15 protein-coding genes are annotated in these 18,535 nt (G+C 39.0%); 10 read left to right on the forward strand and 5 right to left on the reverse strand.

Annotated features, from left to right (window positions below; genetic code table 11):
• Positions 1-52: 52 nt before the first annotated feature.
• The 3 genes from leuE to yahB all read right to left on the reverse strand — a co-directional run bounded on the left by leuE (position 53) and on the right by yahB (position 2,790).
• Positions 53-703: a leucine efflux protein LeuE gene (leuE, locus tag F928_RS08595; RefSeq protein ID WP_005073791.1), complete on the reverse strand. Its 651-nt coding sequence runs from the start codon at positions 701-703 to the stop codon at positions 53-55.
• Positions 704-776: 73 nt separating this feature from the next.
• Positions 777-1,766, reverse strand: a complete 990-nt coding sequence (gene tal / locus F928_RS08600; RefSeq protein ID WP_005073793.1) for a transaldolase — start codon at positions 1,764-1,766, stop codon at positions 777-779.
• A gap of 130 nt (positions 1,767-1,896) precedes the next feature.
• Entirely contained in the window at positions 1,897-2,790 is an 894-nt protein-coding gene (yahB, locus tag F928_RS08605; protein ID WP_005073797.1) for an HTH-type transcriptional regulator AceR, read from the reverse strand.
• 90 nt (positions 2,791-2,880) lie between these two features.
• Here yahB and aceI point away from each other — a divergent pair, with 90 nt between their 5' ends.
• Positions 2,881-3,315 carry a chlorhexidine efflux PACE transporter AceI gene (gene aceI / locus F928_RS08610; RefSeq protein ID WP_005073799.1) on the forward strand — a complete coding sequence of 145 codons (435 nt, stop codon included), beginning with the start codon at positions 2,881-2,883 and terminating at the stop codon, positions 3,313-3,315.
• Between the two features lie 64 nt (positions 3,316-3,379).
• Here the strand turns inward: aceI and fadI are convergent, their stop codons facing one another.
• The gene (gene fadI, locus F928_RS08615; RefSeq protein WP_005073803.1) at positions 3,380-4,948 is read right to left on the reverse strand and encodes an acetyl-CoA C-acetyltransferase; all 1,569 of its coding nucleotides are present in this window, start codon (positions 4,946-4,948) and stop codon (positions 3,380-3,382) included.
• A 235-nt stretch (positions 4,949-5,183) separates the two neighbouring features.
• Between fadI and F928_RS08620 the strand changes: the two genes are divergently transcribed.
• From F928_RS08620 to lipL, 3 genes are all read left to right on the forward strand, one after another.
• The gene (locus F928_RS08620; protein WP_002115222.1) at positions 5,184-6,575 is read left to right on the forward strand and encodes a 3-oxoacyl-ACP reductase; all 1,392 of its coding nucleotides are present in this window, start codon (positions 5,184-5,186) and stop codon (positions 6,573-6,575) included.
• 74 nt (positions 6,576-6,649) lie between these two features.
• A complete protein-coding gene (locus F928_RS08625; protein ID WP_005073806.1) occupies positions 6,650-7,504 on the forward strand; it encodes a MaoC family dehydratase in 855 nt (284 codons plus the stop codon).
• Between the two features lie 71 nt (positions 7,505-7,575).
• Positions 7,576-8,835: a serine hydrolase domain-containing protein gene (lipL, locus tag F928_RS08630; protein WP_002115210.1), complete on the forward strand. Its 1,260-nt coding sequence runs from the start codon at positions 7,576-7,578 to the stop codon at positions 8,833-8,835.
• A gap of 46 nt (positions 8,836-8,881) precedes the next feature.
• On the opposite strand, the gene F928_RS08635 is transcribed toward lipL, so the two are convergent.
• Entirely contained in the window at positions 8,882-9,460 is a 579-nt protein-coding gene (locus F928_RS08635; protein ID WP_002115186.1) for a TetR family transcriptional regulator, read from the reverse strand.
• Positions 9,461-9,585: 125 nt separating this feature from the next.
• Here F928_RS08635 and amvA point away from each other — a divergent pair, with 125 nt between their 5' ends.
• The 6 genes from amvA (at position 9,586) to F928_RS08660 (ending at position 18,523) form a co-directional block, all read left to right on the forward strand.
• Positions 9,586-11,064 (forward strand): multidrug efflux MFS transporter AmvA, encoded by a 1,479-nt coding sequence (gene amvA, locus F928_RS08640; RefSeq protein WP_005073809.1) that lies wholly within the window; start codon positions 9,586-9,588, stop codon positions 11,062-11,064.
• A gap of 258 nt (positions 11,065-11,322) precedes the next feature.
• On the forward strand, positions 11,323-13,104 hold the full coding sequence (gene cpaA / locus F928_RS08645; RefSeq protein ID WP_005073811.1) for a metalloendopeptidase CpaA: 1,782 nt from the start codon (positions 11,323-11,325) through the stop codon (positions 13,102-13,104).
• Positions 13,105-13,126: 22 nt separating this feature from the next.
• The gene (gene cpaB / locus F928_RS08650; RefSeq protein WP_005073813.1) at positions 13,127-13,759 is read left to right on the forward strand and encodes a metalloprotease secretion chaperone CpaB; all 633 of its coding nucleotides are present in this window, start codon (positions 13,127-13,129) and stop codon (positions 13,757-13,759) included.
• Between the two features lie 123 nt (positions 13,760-13,882).
• Positions 13,883-15,970 carry a DNA polymerase III subunit gamma/tau gene (gene dnaX / locus F928_RS08655; RefSeq protein WP_005073817.1) on the forward strand — a complete coding sequence of 696 codons (2,088 nt, stop codon included), beginning with the start codon at positions 13,883-13,885 and terminating at the stop codon, positions 15,968-15,970.
• A 145-nt stretch (positions 15,971-16,115) separates the two neighbouring features.
• The gene (locus F928_RS22350; RefSeq protein ID WP_153301268.1) at positions 16,116-16,268 is read left to right on the forward strand and encodes a hypothetical protein; all 153 of its coding nucleotides are present in this window, start codon (positions 16,116-16,118) and stop codon (positions 16,266-16,268) included.
• 26 nt (positions 16,269-16,294) lie between these two features.
• On the forward strand, positions 16,295-18,523 hold the full coding sequence (locus F928_RS08660; protein ID WP_005073820.1) for a phosphocholine-specific phospholipase C: 2,229 nt from the start codon (positions 16,295-16,297) through the stop codon (positions 18,521-18,523).
• Positions 18,524-18,535 lie beyond the last annotated feature (12 nt).

Raw genomic sequence — 18,535 nt, forward strand, 5'->3', positions numbered from 1 at the left:
AGTTCATGATGTTTTAACTTTCTAATGCAAAAGCTTATTAGAGTAAAAATAATTAAATCGTTGAGGTTGCTAGTTTTAAACCAAATCCGAAAAATAGAATTCCGACTAAAAAAATACTACTCGCTGCAATTTTATGGTTTTCTTTAAAAAATGCCGAGAGTTTAATTCCAGAGAAGATTAATGCAGTTAAATAACTAAAACTAATGATCTGTAAAATAATCGCTAAAATTAAAAAGCTCAGAGCAGGATAAGCGTAGTCTGGTTCAACAAATTGAACAAAGAAAGAGAGGAAAAATAAAATCGCTTTAGGATTGAGTAAACTAATACTGAGTGCTGTTTTATAAGGATGAACTTTATCTAAAGCAGGTAAATCAGCCATTTCTGGTTGAGTTTGATTACGTTGTTTCCAGCGTTGAATACTGCCTTGTAACAGTTTAAAGCCTAAATAAGATAAATAAAGTGCACCTGTTAATTTAAGAATGACAAATACCCATGGGAATGCCTTAAGTAGAGAAGCAGCTCCGAGTACTGTACATAGCATTAAAATAAGGTCACCGGTGAAAATACCGAATGCACCCATATATCCGGTTTTAATCCCGTAGCGCGAAGCGATTGACATCACATAAAGAGAATTGGGTCCGGGCAATAACACAATTAGGAATGTACCAATAATATATGTTGTTAAATCTGTTATGCCGAACACGAGAAACCCAATAAAAAACCGATTTTTGTCATGATAACAAAAATCGGCAATTTTGTATGAAAAGTGCAGTTTTTTAAGATTTTATTTCCGCATCAATTCCAAAAGACTGACGTAACAAAAGGCTTAATTGGTCACGTGCTTTAATAAAGCCATCGACACCACCTTGTAAAAGCTGGAATGCCATTAAGTCATGGTTAAGTTCATCTTTAAAACTTTGCTCATCTTGAGCTGGTCTAACAATCGCTTCTGCTTGTTTTGCTTGAGATGCATCAAGTGCCGCATCAACTGTACGGGTATCTTGCTCAAGCTGGGTAAGTAAGCTTGGCGAGATCGTCAGTAAATCACATCCAGCTAGACCAAGCACTTGATCAATACTACGGAAGCTCGCACCCATCACTTGAGTTGGAATGTTTTGCTGCTTGTAGTAAGTGTAGATTTTCTTAACTGAAACGACACCTGGATCTTTTTCGATTGGGTAAGCATCTACACCTTCAGCTTTTTTGTACCAGTCTAAGATACGGCCTACAAATGGTGAGATTAAAGTGACTTTTGCATCTGCACACGCTTGGGCTTGATGCAAACCGAAAAGGAGAGTGAGGTTACAAGCAATTCCTTCAGCTTCTAACACTTTAGCAGCTTGAATACCTTCCCAAGTCGATGCAATTTTAATAAGAATACGTGACTGATCAATACCGTAACCTTTGTAAAGTTCACATAATTCATGCGCTTTTTTAATGGTCGCTTCAGTGTCATATGAAAGTGCAGCATCAACTTCTGTCGAAACACGACCTTCAATCAGTTTTAAAATTTCTACGCCAAATTTTACGGTTAAAATATCAATGGTTCTTTCAATCAGCTCATCACTTTTATAGCCTTCTTCTTTGGCTTGATAATAAGCATCTTCAATGAGCTCTTTGCTTTCTGGTTGTTCTGCTGCTGCCGTAATCAATGAAGGATTAGTCGTTGCGTCTAATGGACGGAATTTACGAATTGCATCAAGGTCACTACTGTCGGCAACAACGTTTGTTAATGTTTTTAATTGGTCAAGTGCTGTATGAGTCATTGATATTCAACATCTTCAGTAATAAATCTTATGTTTTCTTTATAGCACAAAGTCTATTCATGCTGTCGATATATCAATTGTTATATTTCAAAGAAAAACGTTTAGATTCTGCATCTAATTTGAAATATTTTTAAGGCAGTGGTTGCATTCGTTGCTTACGGATATGTTCAATCAAAAATCTAGCAGCGGCACCAAGCTCACTTTCTCGACTCCATACCAAGTCGACATAATATTCAAATCGGGGAGTGAAATCTAATAAATCCAATACTTTAAGTTTATTTTTTAATTCAGGATTTTCTTTAAACATTTCTTGAGGAAGTACACCCCAACCCAAATTGCGCAAGATCATTAAACAAGCGGAGTGGTGGTTATCGGTGCGCCAATAATGTTTCGAAAAAAGTAATTCTGGTTTTAACGTCTCATCTCGGCTTGCAACTACAATTTGTCGTGTAGTGAGGATCTGCTCATAAGAAACCTGATTTTGGCTTGCTAGAGGATGGCTGTTTGAAATAACTGGAATTAGAGCTTCCTGCTTGAGCTCTACGAATTGTTCTCTGTTATCTAGGTGCTCGCGTTCAAACATCAGTGCAAGTTGGGCAGACCCGTCTAATAACATTTGCAGAGCATCTTCTTGAGGGGCAGAGACAATATTAATTTGTAGGTCTGGAAAACGGCTCTCTAGAAGACAAATATAGTCTGTCCAATTGGTGTGTAAAAGTTCAGACACAATCACAATAGTTAAATTAGCTTCCAAACCTGTACTTAAGGCGTGGGCATGCTGTTTCCATTGATTCATCTCAATCAAAAGCTGAGAGGTCTTTTCATATAAAACCCGTGCTTCGTCAGTAGGGACGGGTTCGCGGCCTTTACGGTCAAATAAAGTTAAGTCTAGATCAATCTCTAAGTTGGCAATAGACATGCTTACAGCCGAAGGAACTTTGCCAAGTTTACGGGCTGCTGCAGAAAAAGAGCCGGTCTCAATCACGGCTTGAAACATGAGTAGTTGTTCTTGATTAATATTCATCTGTCAAAAAAACTGAAAGAACCTGATTAGATTAATCAATATTATAAAAATAAAATGCACATTATCCAAGTTATTATTGAGTATTTAAAAATGTTGATTTCCAAGAGAAGACTCATTCATGCAATCAGTTATGAAGGAATTTTATTGGTCATCATTGCGATTGCATTAAGTTTTATTTTTGATATGCCAATGGATGTAACCGGTACACTCGGTGTGTTTATGGCAGTGGTTTCAGTTTTCTGGAACATGATTTTTAACCACTATTTTGAAAAAGTAGAGCATAAATATAATTGGGAAAGAACGATTCCTGTGCGGATTTTACATGCGATTGGTTTTGAAGGTGGTTTGCTGATTGCAACTGTACCAATGATTGCCTATATGCTTCAGATGAGTGTCATTGATGCACTTATTTTAGATATTGGTTTAACCTTATGTATTTTGGTTTATACCTTTATTTTCCAGTGGTGTTACGACCATATTGAAGATAAGTTTTTCCCAGATGCCAAAGCTGCATCACTTCATTAAGCTAATATATTGAAACGAAATAAGCACCCAAATGGGTGCTTATTTCGTTAGGTCGTTATAGAAATTATTTTTCTACAATCGCAACTACACCTTCACCACCTGCTGTACAGATCGAGATTAATGCACGGCCTGAACCTTTTTCATTAATCAATTTAGCAGCAGTTGCTAAGATACGACCACCAGTTGCAGCAAATGGATGGCCTGCACCTAAAGATGAACCATTTACGTTCAGTTTAGAACGGTCAATTGAACCCAAAGGTGCATCTAAACCAAGACGCTCTTTACAGAATTTTTCATCTTCCCAAGCTTTCAATGTAGACAACACTTGAGATGCGAATGCTTCATGGATTTCGTAGAAATCGAAGTCTTGAAGTTTAAGGTTTGCACGCTTAAGCATGCGAGGCACCGCATAAGCAGGGGCCATTAACAAACCTTCTTTAGGACCGTTCTTACCAATAAAGTCAACAGCTGCTGTTTCAGAGAAAGAAAGGTATGCTAAAACTTCATGACCGTTTTCTTTTGCCCATTCTTCAGAAGCAAGCAATACAACAGATGCACCGTCAGTTAAAGGAGTTGAGTTACCAGCTGTCATTGTTGCAGTTTCGCCTTTACCGAAAACTGGTTTTAATTTAGCTAATTTTTCAACTGTGCTGTCTGCACGTAAGTTGTTGTCACGGTTAAGACCTAAGAAAGGAGTCATTAAGTCATCAAAGAAACCACGCTCATAAGCAGCAGCAAGTTTTTGATGGCTGCTTGCAGCTAATTCGTCTTGCGCTTCGCGAGTAATACCCCATTCTAATGCAGTGATTGCTTGGTGCTCACCCATTGAAAGGCCAGTACGTGGCTCACCGTTGCTTGGTGCATCAAGAAGCTTTTTAAAATCAATTTTTGTTAATGCTTTAAGACGGTCTTTACCCGTTTTAGCTACATTGAGCTCAAGTAAAACTTTACGTAAACCATCACCCACAGCGATCGGAGCGTCAGAAGTTGTGTCTACACCACCTGCAATACCCACATCGATTTGACCAAGCGCAATTTTGTTTGCAACTACAAACGCTGCTTGTAAACCTGTACCACAAGCAATTTGAATGTCATAAGCAGGAGTTTCAGGAGCAAGATCTGTGCTCAATACAACTTCGCGAGTCATATTAAAGTCACGGCTGTGTTTTAAAACAGCACCAGCAACGACTTCACCAATACGCTTACCCTGTAAGTTAAAGCGTTCAACCAAACCATTCAATGCTGCTGTCAGCATGTCAGAATTTGACGCTTTGAAATAAGCAGTATTTGAACGTGCAAATGGAATACGGTTGCCACCAATAATTGCAACGCGGCGAACAGTGTTTTGGCTCATGGTTTTATCCTGTTGAACAGAAGTTTTGGTTTTTGTTGCTTTTGGTGCTGCAGCTACATTTGAAGATGTAGACGAGGTTTCTGAAGCAGCGCTCTTGGTACGAGGGCTACGTGCAGGTGCAGTCGTTGAACGAGTACGTGTCGTTTTTGATGTATTAGTTGCTGCTTTAGGAGTAGTGCTGTTACGCTTAGCCGTGTTAGAAGCCGACTTTGATGTATTTGACACTTTTTCCTGAGCAGAATTCTCGACTGCTGGATTTTCTTGAGTTGTTTTGCTCATAAGGCTTTTCCAAGCATAATAACGATATTCTTGTAAGCTACCTTAACACAATTCAAATAGACCTGTATTGACTAGAATGACATTGTAGATAGCATTCAGGTCAAGACATCCAAAGATGAAGTCAAGTATGATTTGGAGTAACTCTAATGAACGACTGCTTTCATATTGTTTCTATCCATCTCATAACATAATGAAGCCCGTCTTAGAAAATTCATTTCTTTGAGAGATAATAATCATGACTGATCAATACCAAGCATTTACACAATCTCCTATTGGTAAATTCGTTGTTAAAAATCTGGGTTTACCATCGCCAGTTGTATTAGAGCGTTTTGAAAGTGCTCAGCCAGTAGTGAATGGTGCAGTATTGGTTGGCGCAGCGCCGTCAAGTGTATTATCTGGTGCGATTGCACAAGTACTTAGCAATGTTCATGCTGACAGCTATGTAGGCAATAATGTTGCATTACAACAAGAAGCTGCAAAAGTTGGTTTAAATTTACGTCCATTCAATGCAGGCGATAAAGAATCAAAATTCAAAGCAGTTGTATTTGATGCATCTGGTATTCAAAACTCAGAACAGTTGAACGAACTTTATAAATTCTTTAACCCGATTGCACGTCAAGTTGCGACTTCTGGTCGAGTGATTGTGATTGGTACAACTCCTGAAACTGCAAAAACTGTAAAACAAGCAATCGCTCAGCGCGCACTTGAAGGCTTTATCAAATCTGTAGGTAAAGAATTTAAAAAGGGTATTACTGCTCAAGTTGTCTATGTTGATGATGGTGCTGCTGCAAATCTTGAATCAACATTACGTTTCTTGCTTTCTCCGCGTTCGGCTTATGTATCTGGTCAAGTGATTCGTGTATCTAAAGCAGATGTGGTTGATGTTGATTGGGCAAAACCACTTGCTGGAAAAACTGCGTTAGTAACTGGTGCAAGCCGTGGTATTGGTGAGGCGATTGCACATGTGCTGGCGCGTGACGGTGCGCATGTTATTTGTCTAGATGTACCACAACAACAGGCTGACCTTGACCGTGTAGCTGCTGACATTGGCGGTTCTACATTGGCAATTGACATTACGGCTACTGATGCGGGCGAAAAAATTAAAACTGCTGCTGCAAAACAAGGCGGTTTAGATATTATTGTTCATAACGCAGGTATTACACGTGACAAAACTTTGGCAAACATGAAGCCAGAGCTTTGGGATTTGGTAATTAATATTAACTTGTCTGCTGCTGAACGCGTAAATGACTACTTGTTAGAAAACGATGGTCTAAATGCAAATGGCCGTATTGTTTGTGTATCATCAATTAGCGGTATTGCTGGTAACCTTGGTCAAACTAACTATGCTGCGTCGAAAGCAGGTGTAATTGGTCTAGTGAAATTTACTGCGCCTATCTTAAAAAATGGTATTACCATTAACGCAGTAGCACCTGGCTTTATCGAAACTCAAATGACCGCGGCAATTCCATTTGCAATTCGTGAAGCTGGTCGCCGTATGAACTCAATGCAACAAGGCGGTTTACCTGTTGATGTAGCAGAAACAATTGCATGGTTTGCATCAACTGCTTCTACAGGCGTAAACGGCAACGTTGTACGAGTGTGTGGTCAAAGCTTGTTGGGCGCTTAAGCACTTTTAGCAAAATAGGGGTGCTTGTGCATCCCTTTTTTATTCAAGAATCTATAAATTATAAAAGGTTAGGTATGAATACTCGTCATTTTAGCCAGCTACCCAAAGCGGCATTGGCTTATCCAAAAGTAGTGCAAGGTTTAATTTTTAAAAAGCCGAAAGGTCCAAAAATATTACCGCAAGTTGAATATGTGGTAGATACTTTAGAAATTGATCAGAACCACCTCAAAGCTTATAACGAAGTATGTGGTTTTCAAAATAATGGCTTTGTACCAGCAATTTATTTGGCGGTGCTTTCTCAAAGTTTGCAAATGCACATGATGACGGCAGAAGCCTTTCCATTTCCAATTTTAGGTTTAGTCCATATTCGTAACCAGATTAAACAAACCAGACCAATTGGTGTAACTGAAAAACTCACTCTGTCATGCAAATTTGGGGAACTAAAACCGCATGATAAAGGTGTTCAGTTTGACTTTATTACCACAGCAAAAGTTGGTAATGAAGTAGTGATGGAAGGCTTAACGACTTATTTATCTCGTCAAAAAGTCGAGAAAAGAGTAGGTGATAAAGCCAAAGAAGAACAAGCACCAGTTTATGTTCCTAAGGCAGAGTGGGATATTTTAGAAAACACAGGTCGCCGTTATGCGAAAGTGTCTGGAGATTTTAACTTAATTCATATTCATGCCATTACTGCAAAAGCATTTGGCTTTAAGCAAGCCATTGCGCATGGTATGTGGAGCAAAGCTAAAGCATTAGCAAATCTTGAATTACCAAATGCTTATGAAGCAGATGTATGGTTTAAGCTGCCAATGTTCTTACCGTCAAAAGTTGAGTTTTTAACTGCCAATACAGATAAAAAGACTGATTTCTTAATTCGTAATGCGAAATCCCAAAAACCGCATGTTGCAGGAACAGTAAAAGCATTATAAAAATATCAGCAGCCTGAACAGAGGTTTGGGCTGCTTTTGAGCAAAATAACAAAAAATGCAAGGAACTTCATGTGATTAAAGAGATTTTACTGGCCGATACCCATAACTATCACGGTATTTTAGATGAACGTTTTATTGATTTAGCCCACCAATTTAGTCGTCTTCAAGATGCTAGAACAGGACAAGGTGGGGCTGCTTTAGCGGTTTATTTTAGAGGTCAGAAAGTTGTAGATATCTACACGGGTCTAAAATCACAAACCGAAGCTTGGCAACCTGACACATTGGCAGTTTGTTATTCTACAGGTAAGGGCATACTTGCAACTTTAGCGCATATTTTAGTAAGTGAAGGTTTTTTAGAATACGACAAACCGATTGCGACTTATTGGCCTGAGTTTGCTCAAAATGGAAAAGAGCAAATGACATTGCGTCATGTGCTAAGCCATCAAAGTGGCATGTTTGATGTTCGTAATATCATCGAAAGTGCAAGAGAAATGCTCGACTGGTCACACATGTTAGATGTGGTCGCGGCGACTAAGCCAAGATTCCTTGCAGGAGAGGGTAATGCTTATCAAGCTTTAACATTTGGTTGGCTTGTGGGTGGTGTACTTGAAAAAGCAACTGGTCAATCTTTAGATCAGCTCATACAAAAATATCTTGTTGAACCGTTGCAGTTAGACGGCACTTATTTTGGGACGCCTGCAAATGAGTTGGATCGTGTAGCACGTTTAATTATTCAACCAAAACCAGAAAAACCAGCATCTACTCAAATTGAAAAACCTAAAAAGCCGCAGACGCGCAAGAGCTCACTCTCTGAAAAAATGATTACTTGGACTGGACAAGACCCTCAAGATTTTCAAGATGCTATGATTCCAAAAGGAATGAAACATCTTAGTTTCTTTAGTGACGAGGGGTTGCAAGCAGTCATTCCGGCGGCAAACGGTACGTTTACTGCAAATAGTCTTGCTAAAATTTATGCGATGCTGGCAAATCACGGTGAATGGGATGGACAGCAACTTATTCGTCCAGAAGTATTTAAAGAACTTAGTACTATTCAAAGTTATGCACGTGATCGTGTCATGCCAATACCGATGAATTGGCGTTTAGGCTATCACCGTATTATTACCATGGGTAAACGAGCTAAAAATGGATTTGGGCATATTGGCTACAATGGTTCAGGTGCATGGTGCGATCCTGAGCGTGACCTCAGCTTTGCCTATACCCATAACTTCCAGATTGGTTCAATCACAGGTGATTATCGTTTGTGGGGACTGACTCAAGAAGCCTTACGTTGCACCGACCAAATTTTAAAAGGTCGTAAAGGCTGGTTCTAATTTTAGTATTTTAAAGCTGGCATTCTAATCAATGCCAGCTCAATACCTATAATAATTCTAGGCGAATAATCGCTTCGGTATGGCGCTTGAAATCTTCCTCAGCTAAACCTTGTAAACCAAGTTTATAAATACCTTCTAAGCCGCAAACAAAGGCAATGAGTCGCCATGCAATGTCTGTGGAATTTGATCTGTTTTTAAATTCACCTTCTTTTTGGCCACACTCAATCGCTTGCACAATTGTTTCATGCCAACTTTGCATGGCAAGGTTATAAGCCTTTTGTATTTCTGCATCTTGCTCAATCAATAGTTCAGCTTCATTCCATAAACGTAAGTAGGGCTGAAGTTTGTCGATATTTTCTGCACCCAATAGGATGAAGAGTCTTTGAAATTGGCTAGTTGTTTGGAGAGTTTGTTCAATTTCATCGAGCTGTTCCATCAGCTTTAAAAAAGCTTCAGCTTTTAAATGAGATGCCGAAGAAAAGTGGTGGTGAACTTGTCCGGTAGAGGTTTGTGCTTCTGTTGCGATTCTACGTACCGTCATGGCTGTAAAACCTTCAGCCAAAGCAACTTGCATGGCAGCTTGCAGAATCATTTCTCTGCGTTGATCGCGATTAAGATAGGCCATGTTTCTTTCACTTGACTGAATTCGACACAAATTACATTAAAACTAAAAGTTGGACAAGTGTCCAATTGTGTATATAATAACCATAATTTGAACACATGTCCAAGTTTTGGATATTGAAGAGCGTTATGCAAAAAAAATGGTTAATCCTGACAATTATCGTCCTTATTTATTTACCGGTTACGATTGATGCAACGGTGATGCATGTTGCAACACCATCTTTAAGTGCAGCATTGAATTTAACTGCCAATCAGCTTTTATGGGTTATTGATATTTATTCACTGATTATGGCGGGTTTGATTTTGTCAATGGGTGCACTCGGTGATCGTATCGGCTTTAAAAAATTATTATTTATTGGAACCGCAGTTTTTGGTGTGGGTTCGTTAGCTGCGGCTTTTTCTCCAACTGCCTATGCCTTAATTGCTTCTCGTGCTGTCTTAGGGCTAGGGGCAGCTATGCTTATTCCTGCCACTTTATCCGGCATCCGTAATGCTTTTACCGAAGAAAAGCAGAGAAATTTTGCACTTGGTCTTTGGTCTACAGTGGGTGGTGGTGGAGCAGCTTTTGGTCCATTAGTCGGTGGTTTTGTACTAGAACACTTCCATTGGGGAGCTGTATTTCTTATCAATATCCCGATTATTTTAGTGGTTCTGGTCATGATTGTGATGATTATCCCTAAACAACAAGAGAAGACTGATCAGCCAATTAATTTAGGGCAAGCTTTAATTTTGGTTGTAGCCATTTTAAGCCTGATCTATTCAATCAAATCGGCGATGTACAACTTCTCGGTACTTACAGTCGTGATGTTTGTAATTGGTATAAGTACTTTAATCCACTTCATTCGAAGCCAAAAAAGAGCTACGACGCCAATGATTGATCTGGAATTGTTTAAACATCCAGTGATTTCTACCAGCATTGTCATGGCTGTTGTTTCTATGATTGCTTTGGTTGGTTTTGAATTACTCTTGTCTCAAGAGTTGCAGTTTGTACATGGTTTTTCTCCATTACAGGCAGCCATGTTTATTATCCCATTTATGATTGCGATTAGTTTAGGTGGTCCATTAGCTGGAATTTGCTTGAATAAGTGGGGACTTAGACTTGTATCTACTGTTGGTATTTTAATAAGTGGATTTAGTCTATGGGGACTCGCCCAGCTTAACTTTTCTACCGATCACTTTTTAGCATGGACGTGTATGGTCTTTTTAGGCTTTAGCATTGAGATTGCCTTACTTGCTTCAACTGCTGCAATTATGTCATCTGTACCTCCGCAAAAGGCGAGTGCAGCAGGTGCCATTGAAGGGATGGCTTACGAGCTTGGGGCTGGTTTGGGCGTTGCTATATTTGGGTTAATGTTATCTTGGTTTTATAGTCGTTCAATTATTTTGCCAGAACAGCTCCCAACGGACTTAATTGAAAAAGCGAGTATCTCGATTGGAGAAACCATGCAATTAGCGTCTAACCTTGAAAATCCTTTGGGAGGACAATTAATTGCAGTTGCGCAGCAAGCTTTTAGCTATGCCCATAGTTGGGTACTTACCATTTCAGCTATTTGTTTCTTCCTTTTAACTGTATTTGTCTGGCTGAGCTTTCCAAAGAAAGTAAATTAAAACTAAAGGATAAAAAGAGAGGCTACCTTTCTTTTTATCCTTAAATATCTTTTTAATATTTTCTACATATTAAAAATTGGTTATTTAATTCTCATAAATAAACTATTCTTTAAAAAGGTTCATATTTTTATTTCAAAATGATTCAGTAGTCATGTAATTGAAATTTAATGAAAAATTAATTGTTGTGAAATTGACTGTGTAAAAATAGTTTGCTAACCTGCTATTCGAAAAATCTAAAAACAAATAAAAGAGGCTGCTGTGAATTTTAAATTAAAAACATCACTCATTATTGGAGCAATTGTTGCGTCTTCACTTGTATATGCCGCAACTGTACTTTCACCAAATCAGAATAATAATAGTGGATCAATTCCATCCGGTTATTCAGATTTAGAATTTAATCTAGCAAATGGGAATTGGGTCAAAAACCTCACTTTACCCACAAGTGCTAATAATTTGGACAAAATTACAATTCGTTCTAGTGCTGCCTATAGTAGTTATCTAGATACTTCTAATACCAATATTCCGTTAGAGGTTTTAAAGATAAATAGTGGTGATGTTTACCAATTCATCTTTAATAGTAGTCAAAATAAATGGATCGCTCAGTTAGCGACAGTGAGTCCTACTAATGGTGCGACCTATGAAGTCGTTCCATTAACAACTGCATCAATGCAAAAAGTACTTATTCAAAATGACAAATGGGCACAAACCATAGCATTACCGAGTGATGTACGTGATGGAACAACCGTACAAGTTGTTTCTACAGCAAGTGCAAGTTCGGACATTGATAAAACAAATTTACTATTCCCGAGCAGTTTTATATTAAAAAATGGATCTGAATATTGGTTTAAATATTATTCTGCTTTAGGAAAATGGGTTCCAGAATATATAAAACCACAGAAGCTAAATGTTCAGCAAATTGGAACGTCATTAGCGACAGTTAATAGTCCACTTACAGAAATTTCATTTGGAGATGGAAACTGGGTTTCCAATTTCACTTTGCCTACCACTGCAAGTGATCGGGATAGAATTATTATCAAGTCTACAGCGACTTGGTCTGCAAAAATTAATAATACTAATATTAATAGCCAAGCGACTTTAACGCTTAAAACAGGCGATCAATATGAGTTTATGTATGTAAGCGACAAAGGATATTGGCAATTGATCTCTTCACCTACAAAGGTGATTGATTCAGCCGCAACAATCCCTGCAACTTTACCGAATATGACTCAGCCTACTTTAAAGGTAAAACTTTCTACCTCAAATTGGCAGCCAACCTTACAACTACCTGCTAAAGCTCAAGTCGGCGATAAAGTTGTTATTGTGTCAAATGCATCGGCAGACACCTATATTAATGCTGCTAATGGCTTGTCTACCGCAATTAAAAATGGTGAAAATCGCCGTTTTATATACACCGCTCAAGGCTGGACAGTAGATAGTTATACAATTGATATGTTGTTGGTTTCTAGCCCAGAGGTAAACTCAATTTTAGGAGAGAGCGCTGCAAAACTTAGAATGATTGAAGGTGTGAACTTAACGAATTTAACTGCTGACAATTCGAATGCACGTTTTTATTTAAGAGATGTAGGTTATCTAACTTATAAAATTCCTGCTGCCACTTTAAAAGAAGCAATTTCTACTGGACGAGATGACACCACGGTACAAAATGAGCGGAAACGTGTATTGGCAGACGGTGTTTATTATCAAGGTAATGAACCGGGTGACGGTGGTTGTGGTTGGGCTTGGATTAATGCTTCTGCATATAACATGATTGGTGCAAATGATATTGCAGGTTGTTCTTTCGCTGCTATGCGTCATGAAGTTGGGCATAATCTTGGCCTATACCATAATGGTTCAACCAATATTGGTTCAGGCTTTGCTCATCCGTTAGGAAGTACAGCAATGGGTGGTAATAATATTAATTTTTATTCGAGTCCATACCTATACAACCCTAAATATGGTGTACGTTTAGGTGTAGAAGGAAAAATTGATGCTGTCAGTGTCATTAATCTGAATGTACAGAAAATTTCTCTATATAACTAATTTCTATTTCTAGCTGTAAATAATGAAGAAAAATAAATTGTTAATAGGAACTGCTATCGCTTGTGTGGCGTTAGCAGTTTTAATCTGGTTTGCCTTCTCACAGCAAAGCTCTTCTGCTTTAACGTCTTCTTTAGAAAAGGGGCAAGGGACTGGGCAAAAACTGGCAGATAATCAGAATGAATTTGCTCGTCAAAATATACTGAATTTGAGTGCGTCCGAAAAAGAAAGATTGTCTCAGCAACAGATTGTTTTTAATGAAATAGAAAAGGATCAACTACCTTCTAATGTTAATTTTCCACTAATTAAAAATGCAGAAGGTATGGTCATTAAATATGATCCAAATGTGATTGAGCTTAAAAAAGTGGGTGACACTGTTAAGTTTCAAATGTTGGAATATGGCATTAATCGCACTGGCAAAATTGTAGAGATCGAACCTGTTGACCAAGATATTGTTCGGTGGACCGGTAAATTTGATCAGGGCGATCCGAATCAAAATTTCTTTACCATTACTCAAAGTCAAAAAGACCACTATACGATCATGCAAATTTTTACCGAGAAGGGAAATTATTCGGCTGAAATTAAGGATGGTGTGGGACTCCTGCAAACGATGGATGAGGGTGTTACAGATCAGGAGTTACACCATGATCATCCTTAGACAAATAAACGGTTCTGGTAGAGAAAAGAAGCCAGTTCGCGGTTTATCTGTACGGATATGAGCTTTATGCGTTCACACTCTTTTAAAAACAAAGTATGCTTATGCCTGTAACAAGGAGCATACATGTATCAAGTACTTGCTAGAAAATACCGTCCACGTAATTTCAATGAGTTAGTGGGGCAAAACCACGTTTCCCGTGCATTAAGTAGTGCATTGGAACGCGGTCGTCTTCACCATGCTTATTTATTTACAGGAACGCGTGGTGTAGGTAAAACTACAATTGCACGTATTTTAGCCAAGTGTTTGAACTGTGAAACGGGTGTAACTTCTACACCATGTGAAGTCTGCGCAACCTGTAAAGCGGTAAACGAAGGCCGTTTTATTGACCTGATCGAAATTGATGCTGCTTCAAGAACAAAAGTAGAAGATACACGTGAACTTTTAGACAACGTTCCGTATGCGCCAACGCAAGGACGTTTTAAGGTTTACCTGATTGACGAAGTACATATGCTATCGACGCATTCTTTTAATGCGTTATTAAAAACACTAGAAGAACCACCAGAACACGTTAAGTTCCTATTTGCTACGACTGACCCACAAAAGCTACCGATTACAGTTATTTCACGTTGTTTGCAATTTACTTTACGGCCTTTGGCTGTCGATGAAATTACCAAGCACCTTGGCGCTATTCTCGAAAAAGAACAGATTACTGCTGACCAAGATGCAATTTGGCAAATTGCTGAATCTGCTCAAGGTTCACTGCGTGATGCATTATCTTTAACTGACCAAGCCATTGCTTATGGTCAAGGTTCTGTACATCACCAAGATGTTAAAGAAATGCTGGGTCTAATCGACCGTACGATCATTTATGATTTGATTTTGGCGATTCATCAAAATCAACGTGAGAAAGTTAGTCAGCTTTTATTGCAATTTAGACATCAGGCGTTAGACGTGTCACTTGTGCTTGACCAGCTCATTTCGACATTGCATGAATTGGCAATTTTGCAATATCTACCTGATTTGAGTTTGAAATATAGCGATGAAATCAATCGCAAAATCATGCAATTGTCTAAGTTGATTTCTGCTCAAGATTTACAGCTATATTACCAAATCGCATGTAAAGGACGTTCAGACTTGCAACTTGCCGTGACGCAAGAGCAAGGTTTTGAAATGTGTGTTTTACGCTTGTTGGCATTCCGTCCTTTAGCACCAAATGAAATTGTGGTGTCAGAGCCTGTTCAACAAAATGGACAAGCACTAGTGGGTTTGAGTCAACAAGCTCAGCCAACAGTCCAAGAGATTACTCCAGTAAATACGGTTCAACCTGTTGAAGTTATTAAGCAGCCCGCTATGGTTGAACCTGAACCTGAACCTGAACCTGAACCTGAACCTGAACCTGAACCTGAACCTGAACCTCAGTCTAATCAGGATTTAATGGTATTTGACCCAAATCATCATGAGTTGATTGGGCTTGATTCAGCAGTTGTTCAAGAGACTGTTAGTGTTCTAGAGGAAGATTTCATTCCTGTACCAGAACAAAAGTTAGTACAAGTGCAGGCAGAAACACAAACTAAAAATATTGAACCTGAACCAGCTTTCACTGCTGAACCTCAAGGTTTGTTTGAGACATCTAGCGCTGAATTTTCCCTTGGTCAAGATGTGCCTATAACTCCTGATTTGTCTTCTGAACCTGTTATTGAACAACAGTCATTTGTACAAGCCGAAGTAATGGTTCAAACAGAAACAGTTGCCGTTGTAAAAGAGCCTAGTGCAACTGATAACGGTCAGTTGATGCCTCAAGATATCTTGAAGCTTTCTCCTCAAGTTTTGGAAGGTGAGTGGACACTCGAAAAGTGGGAATATTGGTTTAGAAATAGTCAGCTTTCTCCAGCCGTTCAAGAACTTGCTCAACATGGTGTGATGACTGGTGAAATTGGTGGCAATACTATTTTCCATATTCCTCAAGAATATGAAAATATGCTGACCCAATTACAACAAGGCCTTATTGATGCATTAAATGAGCAATGGCCGAATACTCAATTTACAGTTGAATATGGTGCTTTGAATACATCTACCCCCTATACCATTCAAAGTGCACGTAAAGAAAAAGCCTTTCATAGAGCAGTTGAGCTATTACAGCAACAGCCAGTTATTAAGAGTCTCATAGAAACTTTTGATGGCGAACTACAAAATATTCAATTAAAGCCTTAAATTCATCTGATTTTTGATCTGGTGCAGAATATGAAAATAATAGACTTTTCATATTTTTCACTGGATTGAAATATTTGGGTCATGTCACTGTCATTGTACTTTTCTATGTTAGCCATTTTAGATTTTAAATGGACTATATATCGTCATGAAAAGGCAATGCACTGGAATAAATAGTTTTAAATATTCATATTTTTTATTAATCGGCGCGATTCTGCTGAGTGGTTGTAACGACTCGGCAAATGATAATTCAAATACACCAGATACAGGTAAAAAGCCTGTAATGCGCTGTGCTCCATAAACTTAAATAATAAAAAGAACCTGATCATGATTACACGTCGTAAATTTTTAAATTACTCTTTAAATATGGGTTTTGGTGCTGCGGCATTGGCAACTTTCCCATCTAGTATTCAAAAAGCTTTAGCAATTCCTGCAAATAATAAAACTGGAACCATTCAGGATGTCGAGCACGTTATTATTTTAATGCAGGAAAACCGATCTTTTGACCATTACTTCGGAACATTAAAAGGCGTCCGAGGGTTTGCCGATCGTTTTACGATTCCTTTGCCAAGTGGCCGCCGTGTTTGGGAGCAGCTTAGAAGTAATGGGCAAGTTTTAACGCCTTTTCACTTAGATGGTACAGCCAATAATGCACAGCGTGCAGATGGTACGCCACATACTTGGAACGACAGTCAATTGGCTTGGGACAATGGGCGCATGGCAAACTGGCCAACTCATAAAACTGATATCTCAATGGGTTATTTTAAAGAGAAAGAAATTCCATATCAGTTTGCGCTTGCGAATGCTTTTACGATTTGTGATGCCTACCATTGCTCTATGCACACTGGAACAGATGCAAACCGTTCTTATCATTTAACGGGTACAAATGGTGCAACACCGACCAAGCGTTCATTTGTAAACAATGAGTGGGACTGGATTGATGGTAACCCAGCGACGGCAGACCGTGGTTATACATGGAAAACTTATGCCGAACGCTTAGAAGAAGCAGGGGTAAGTTGGATTTGTTATCAAAATATGCCAGATGAATGGGGCGACAATATGCTTGGTGCATTTCGTTCGTTTAGAAAGGCCAACATTGCATCTGGCTATCCTGTTGCAAGTGGCGGCGAACCGAATAAACCGTATGCAGATACGGGACAAAAGCTACCGTATAAAGCCTATGATGCGGCTACTGATAATGCCAAAAATCCACTTTATAAGGGTATTGCAAATACGTTGCCGGGCAATAAACCAGAAGAATATCTCGACGCTTTTAAACGCGACATTCGTGAGGGTAAATTACCTCAAGTCTCTTGGATTAACGCGCCATCGATTTATTGCGAACATCCAGACCCTTCAAGCCCAGTTCAAGGGGCATGGTTTATTCAAGAAATTATTGATGCATTAACTGCTGTACCAGAGGTTTGGAGTAAAACAGCACTACTTATTAACTTTGATGAAAATGATGGTTACTTTGACCATATGCCATCGCCATCAGCGCCATCTCGACTTAAAAATGGTCAGTATGCTGGCAAATCGACATTAAGCAGTGCCGATATGCAGGATGAATATTTTGACCATGCTGCGCCTGAGGGAAGCCATTCACAGCCTACACCTGATGGACGCGTTTATGGTCCAGGTCCTCGTGTTCCATTATATGTGATTTCTCCATGGAGTCGTGGTGGTTGGGTAAACTCGCAAGTGTTTGACCATACTTCTGTGCTCATGTTTTTAGAAAAACGTTTCGGTGTGAAAGAGCCGAATATTAGTCCATACCGCCGTGCGGTGTGTGGCGATTTAACTAGTGCATTTAACTTTAAAACACCAAATGCAGATGTTTTACCGCAGCTGAATGGTAAACAAACACGTGTGCAAGCAGATGAGTTAAGAGAAAATCAGGAAGCTCTACCAGCTGTGCCTGTACCAACGGATATTAAGTTACCGATTCAGCAAAGTGGTATACGTCTTTCACGTGCGTTACCTTACGAATTGCACACCAGCGCACGCTGTAAAGCCGATGGTAAAGTGCAATTGATATTCTCTAATACGGGTAAACAGGCAGCAGTTTTCCATGTATATGACAAACTTAATTTAGACCTTATTCCAAAGCGTTATATTGTCGAATCGAATAAAACTTTAGATGATGAATGGGACGCTTTAAAAGATAATTTAGGTCGTTATGATTTATGGGTACTCGGTCCAAATGGCTACCATCGTCATTTTAAAGGGGATACTCAACGTATTATTGATAGTGGCGTTAAACCTGAAATTCGAGTGTGCTATGACATTGCTAATGGTGATGTTTATGTCGAACTCATGAATGAGGGAACCAAGGATACAATATTGACAGTAAAACCTTGTGCATATCGACAAGATGCTCCATTACAACTGACCATAAAAGCGGGACAAGTTGTTAAGCAACATTGGCCGTTGGCTGATGTTGGGCATTGGTATGATTTTGAAGTTACGAGCCAGAGTGATCAGTATTATTACCGACGTTTTGCTGGCCGAGTCGAAACAGGTGAGGACTCCTTTAGTGATCCTGCAATGATCTAAGAAGGATGAGGC

It is taken from the genome of Acinetobacter pittii ATCC 19004 = CIP 70.29 (assembly GCF_000369045.1).
Lineage (GTDB): Bacteria > Pseudomonadota > Gammaproteobacteria > Pseudomonadales > Moraxellaceae > Acinetobacter > Acinetobacter pittii.

Coding starts and splice junctions, on each gene's coding strand:
- F928_RS08635 (WP_002115186.1), bottom strand. CDS start 9,460: ATGGCCTATCTTAATCGCGATCAACGCAGAGAAATGATTCTGCAAGCT.
- yahB (WP_005073797.1), bottom strand. CDS start 2,790: ATGAATATTAATCAAGAACAACTACTCATGTTTCAAGCCGTGATTGAG.
- amvA (WP_005073809.1), top strand. CDS start 9,586: ATGCAAAAAAAATGGTTAATCCTGACAATTATCGTCCTTATTTATTTA.
- cpaB (WP_005073813.1), top strand. CDS start 13,127: ATGAAGAAAAATAAATTGTTAATAGGAACTGCTATCGCTTGTGTGGCG.
- dnaX (WP_005073817.1), top strand. CDS start 13,883: ATGTATCAAGTACTTGCTAGAAAATACCGTCCACGTAATTTCAATGAG.
- tal (WP_005073793.1), bottom strand. CDS start 1,766: ATGACTCATACAGCACTTGACCAATTAAAAACATTAACAAACGTTGTT.
- F928_RS08625 (WP_005073806.1), top strand. CDS start 6,650: ATGAATACTCGTCATTTTAGCCAGCTACCCAAAGCGGCATTGGCTTAT.
- F928_RS08620 (WP_002115222.1), top strand. CDS start 5,184: ATGACTGATCAATACCAAGCATTTACACAATCTCCTATTGGTAAATTC.
- F928_RS08660 (WP_005073820.1), top strand. CDS start 16,295: ATGATTACACGTCGTAAATTTTTAAATTACTCTTTAAATATGGGTTTT.
- aceI (WP_005073799.1), top strand. CDS start 2,881: ATGTTGATTTCCAAGAGAAGACTCATTCATGCAATCAGTTATGAAGGA.
- F928_RS22350 (WP_153301268.1), top strand. CDS start 16,116: ATGAAAAGGCAATGCACTGGAATAAATAGTTTTAAATATTCATATTTT.
- fadI (WP_005073803.1), bottom strand. CDS start 4,948: ATGAGCAAAACAACTCAAGAAAATCCAGCAGTCGAGAATTCTGCTCAG.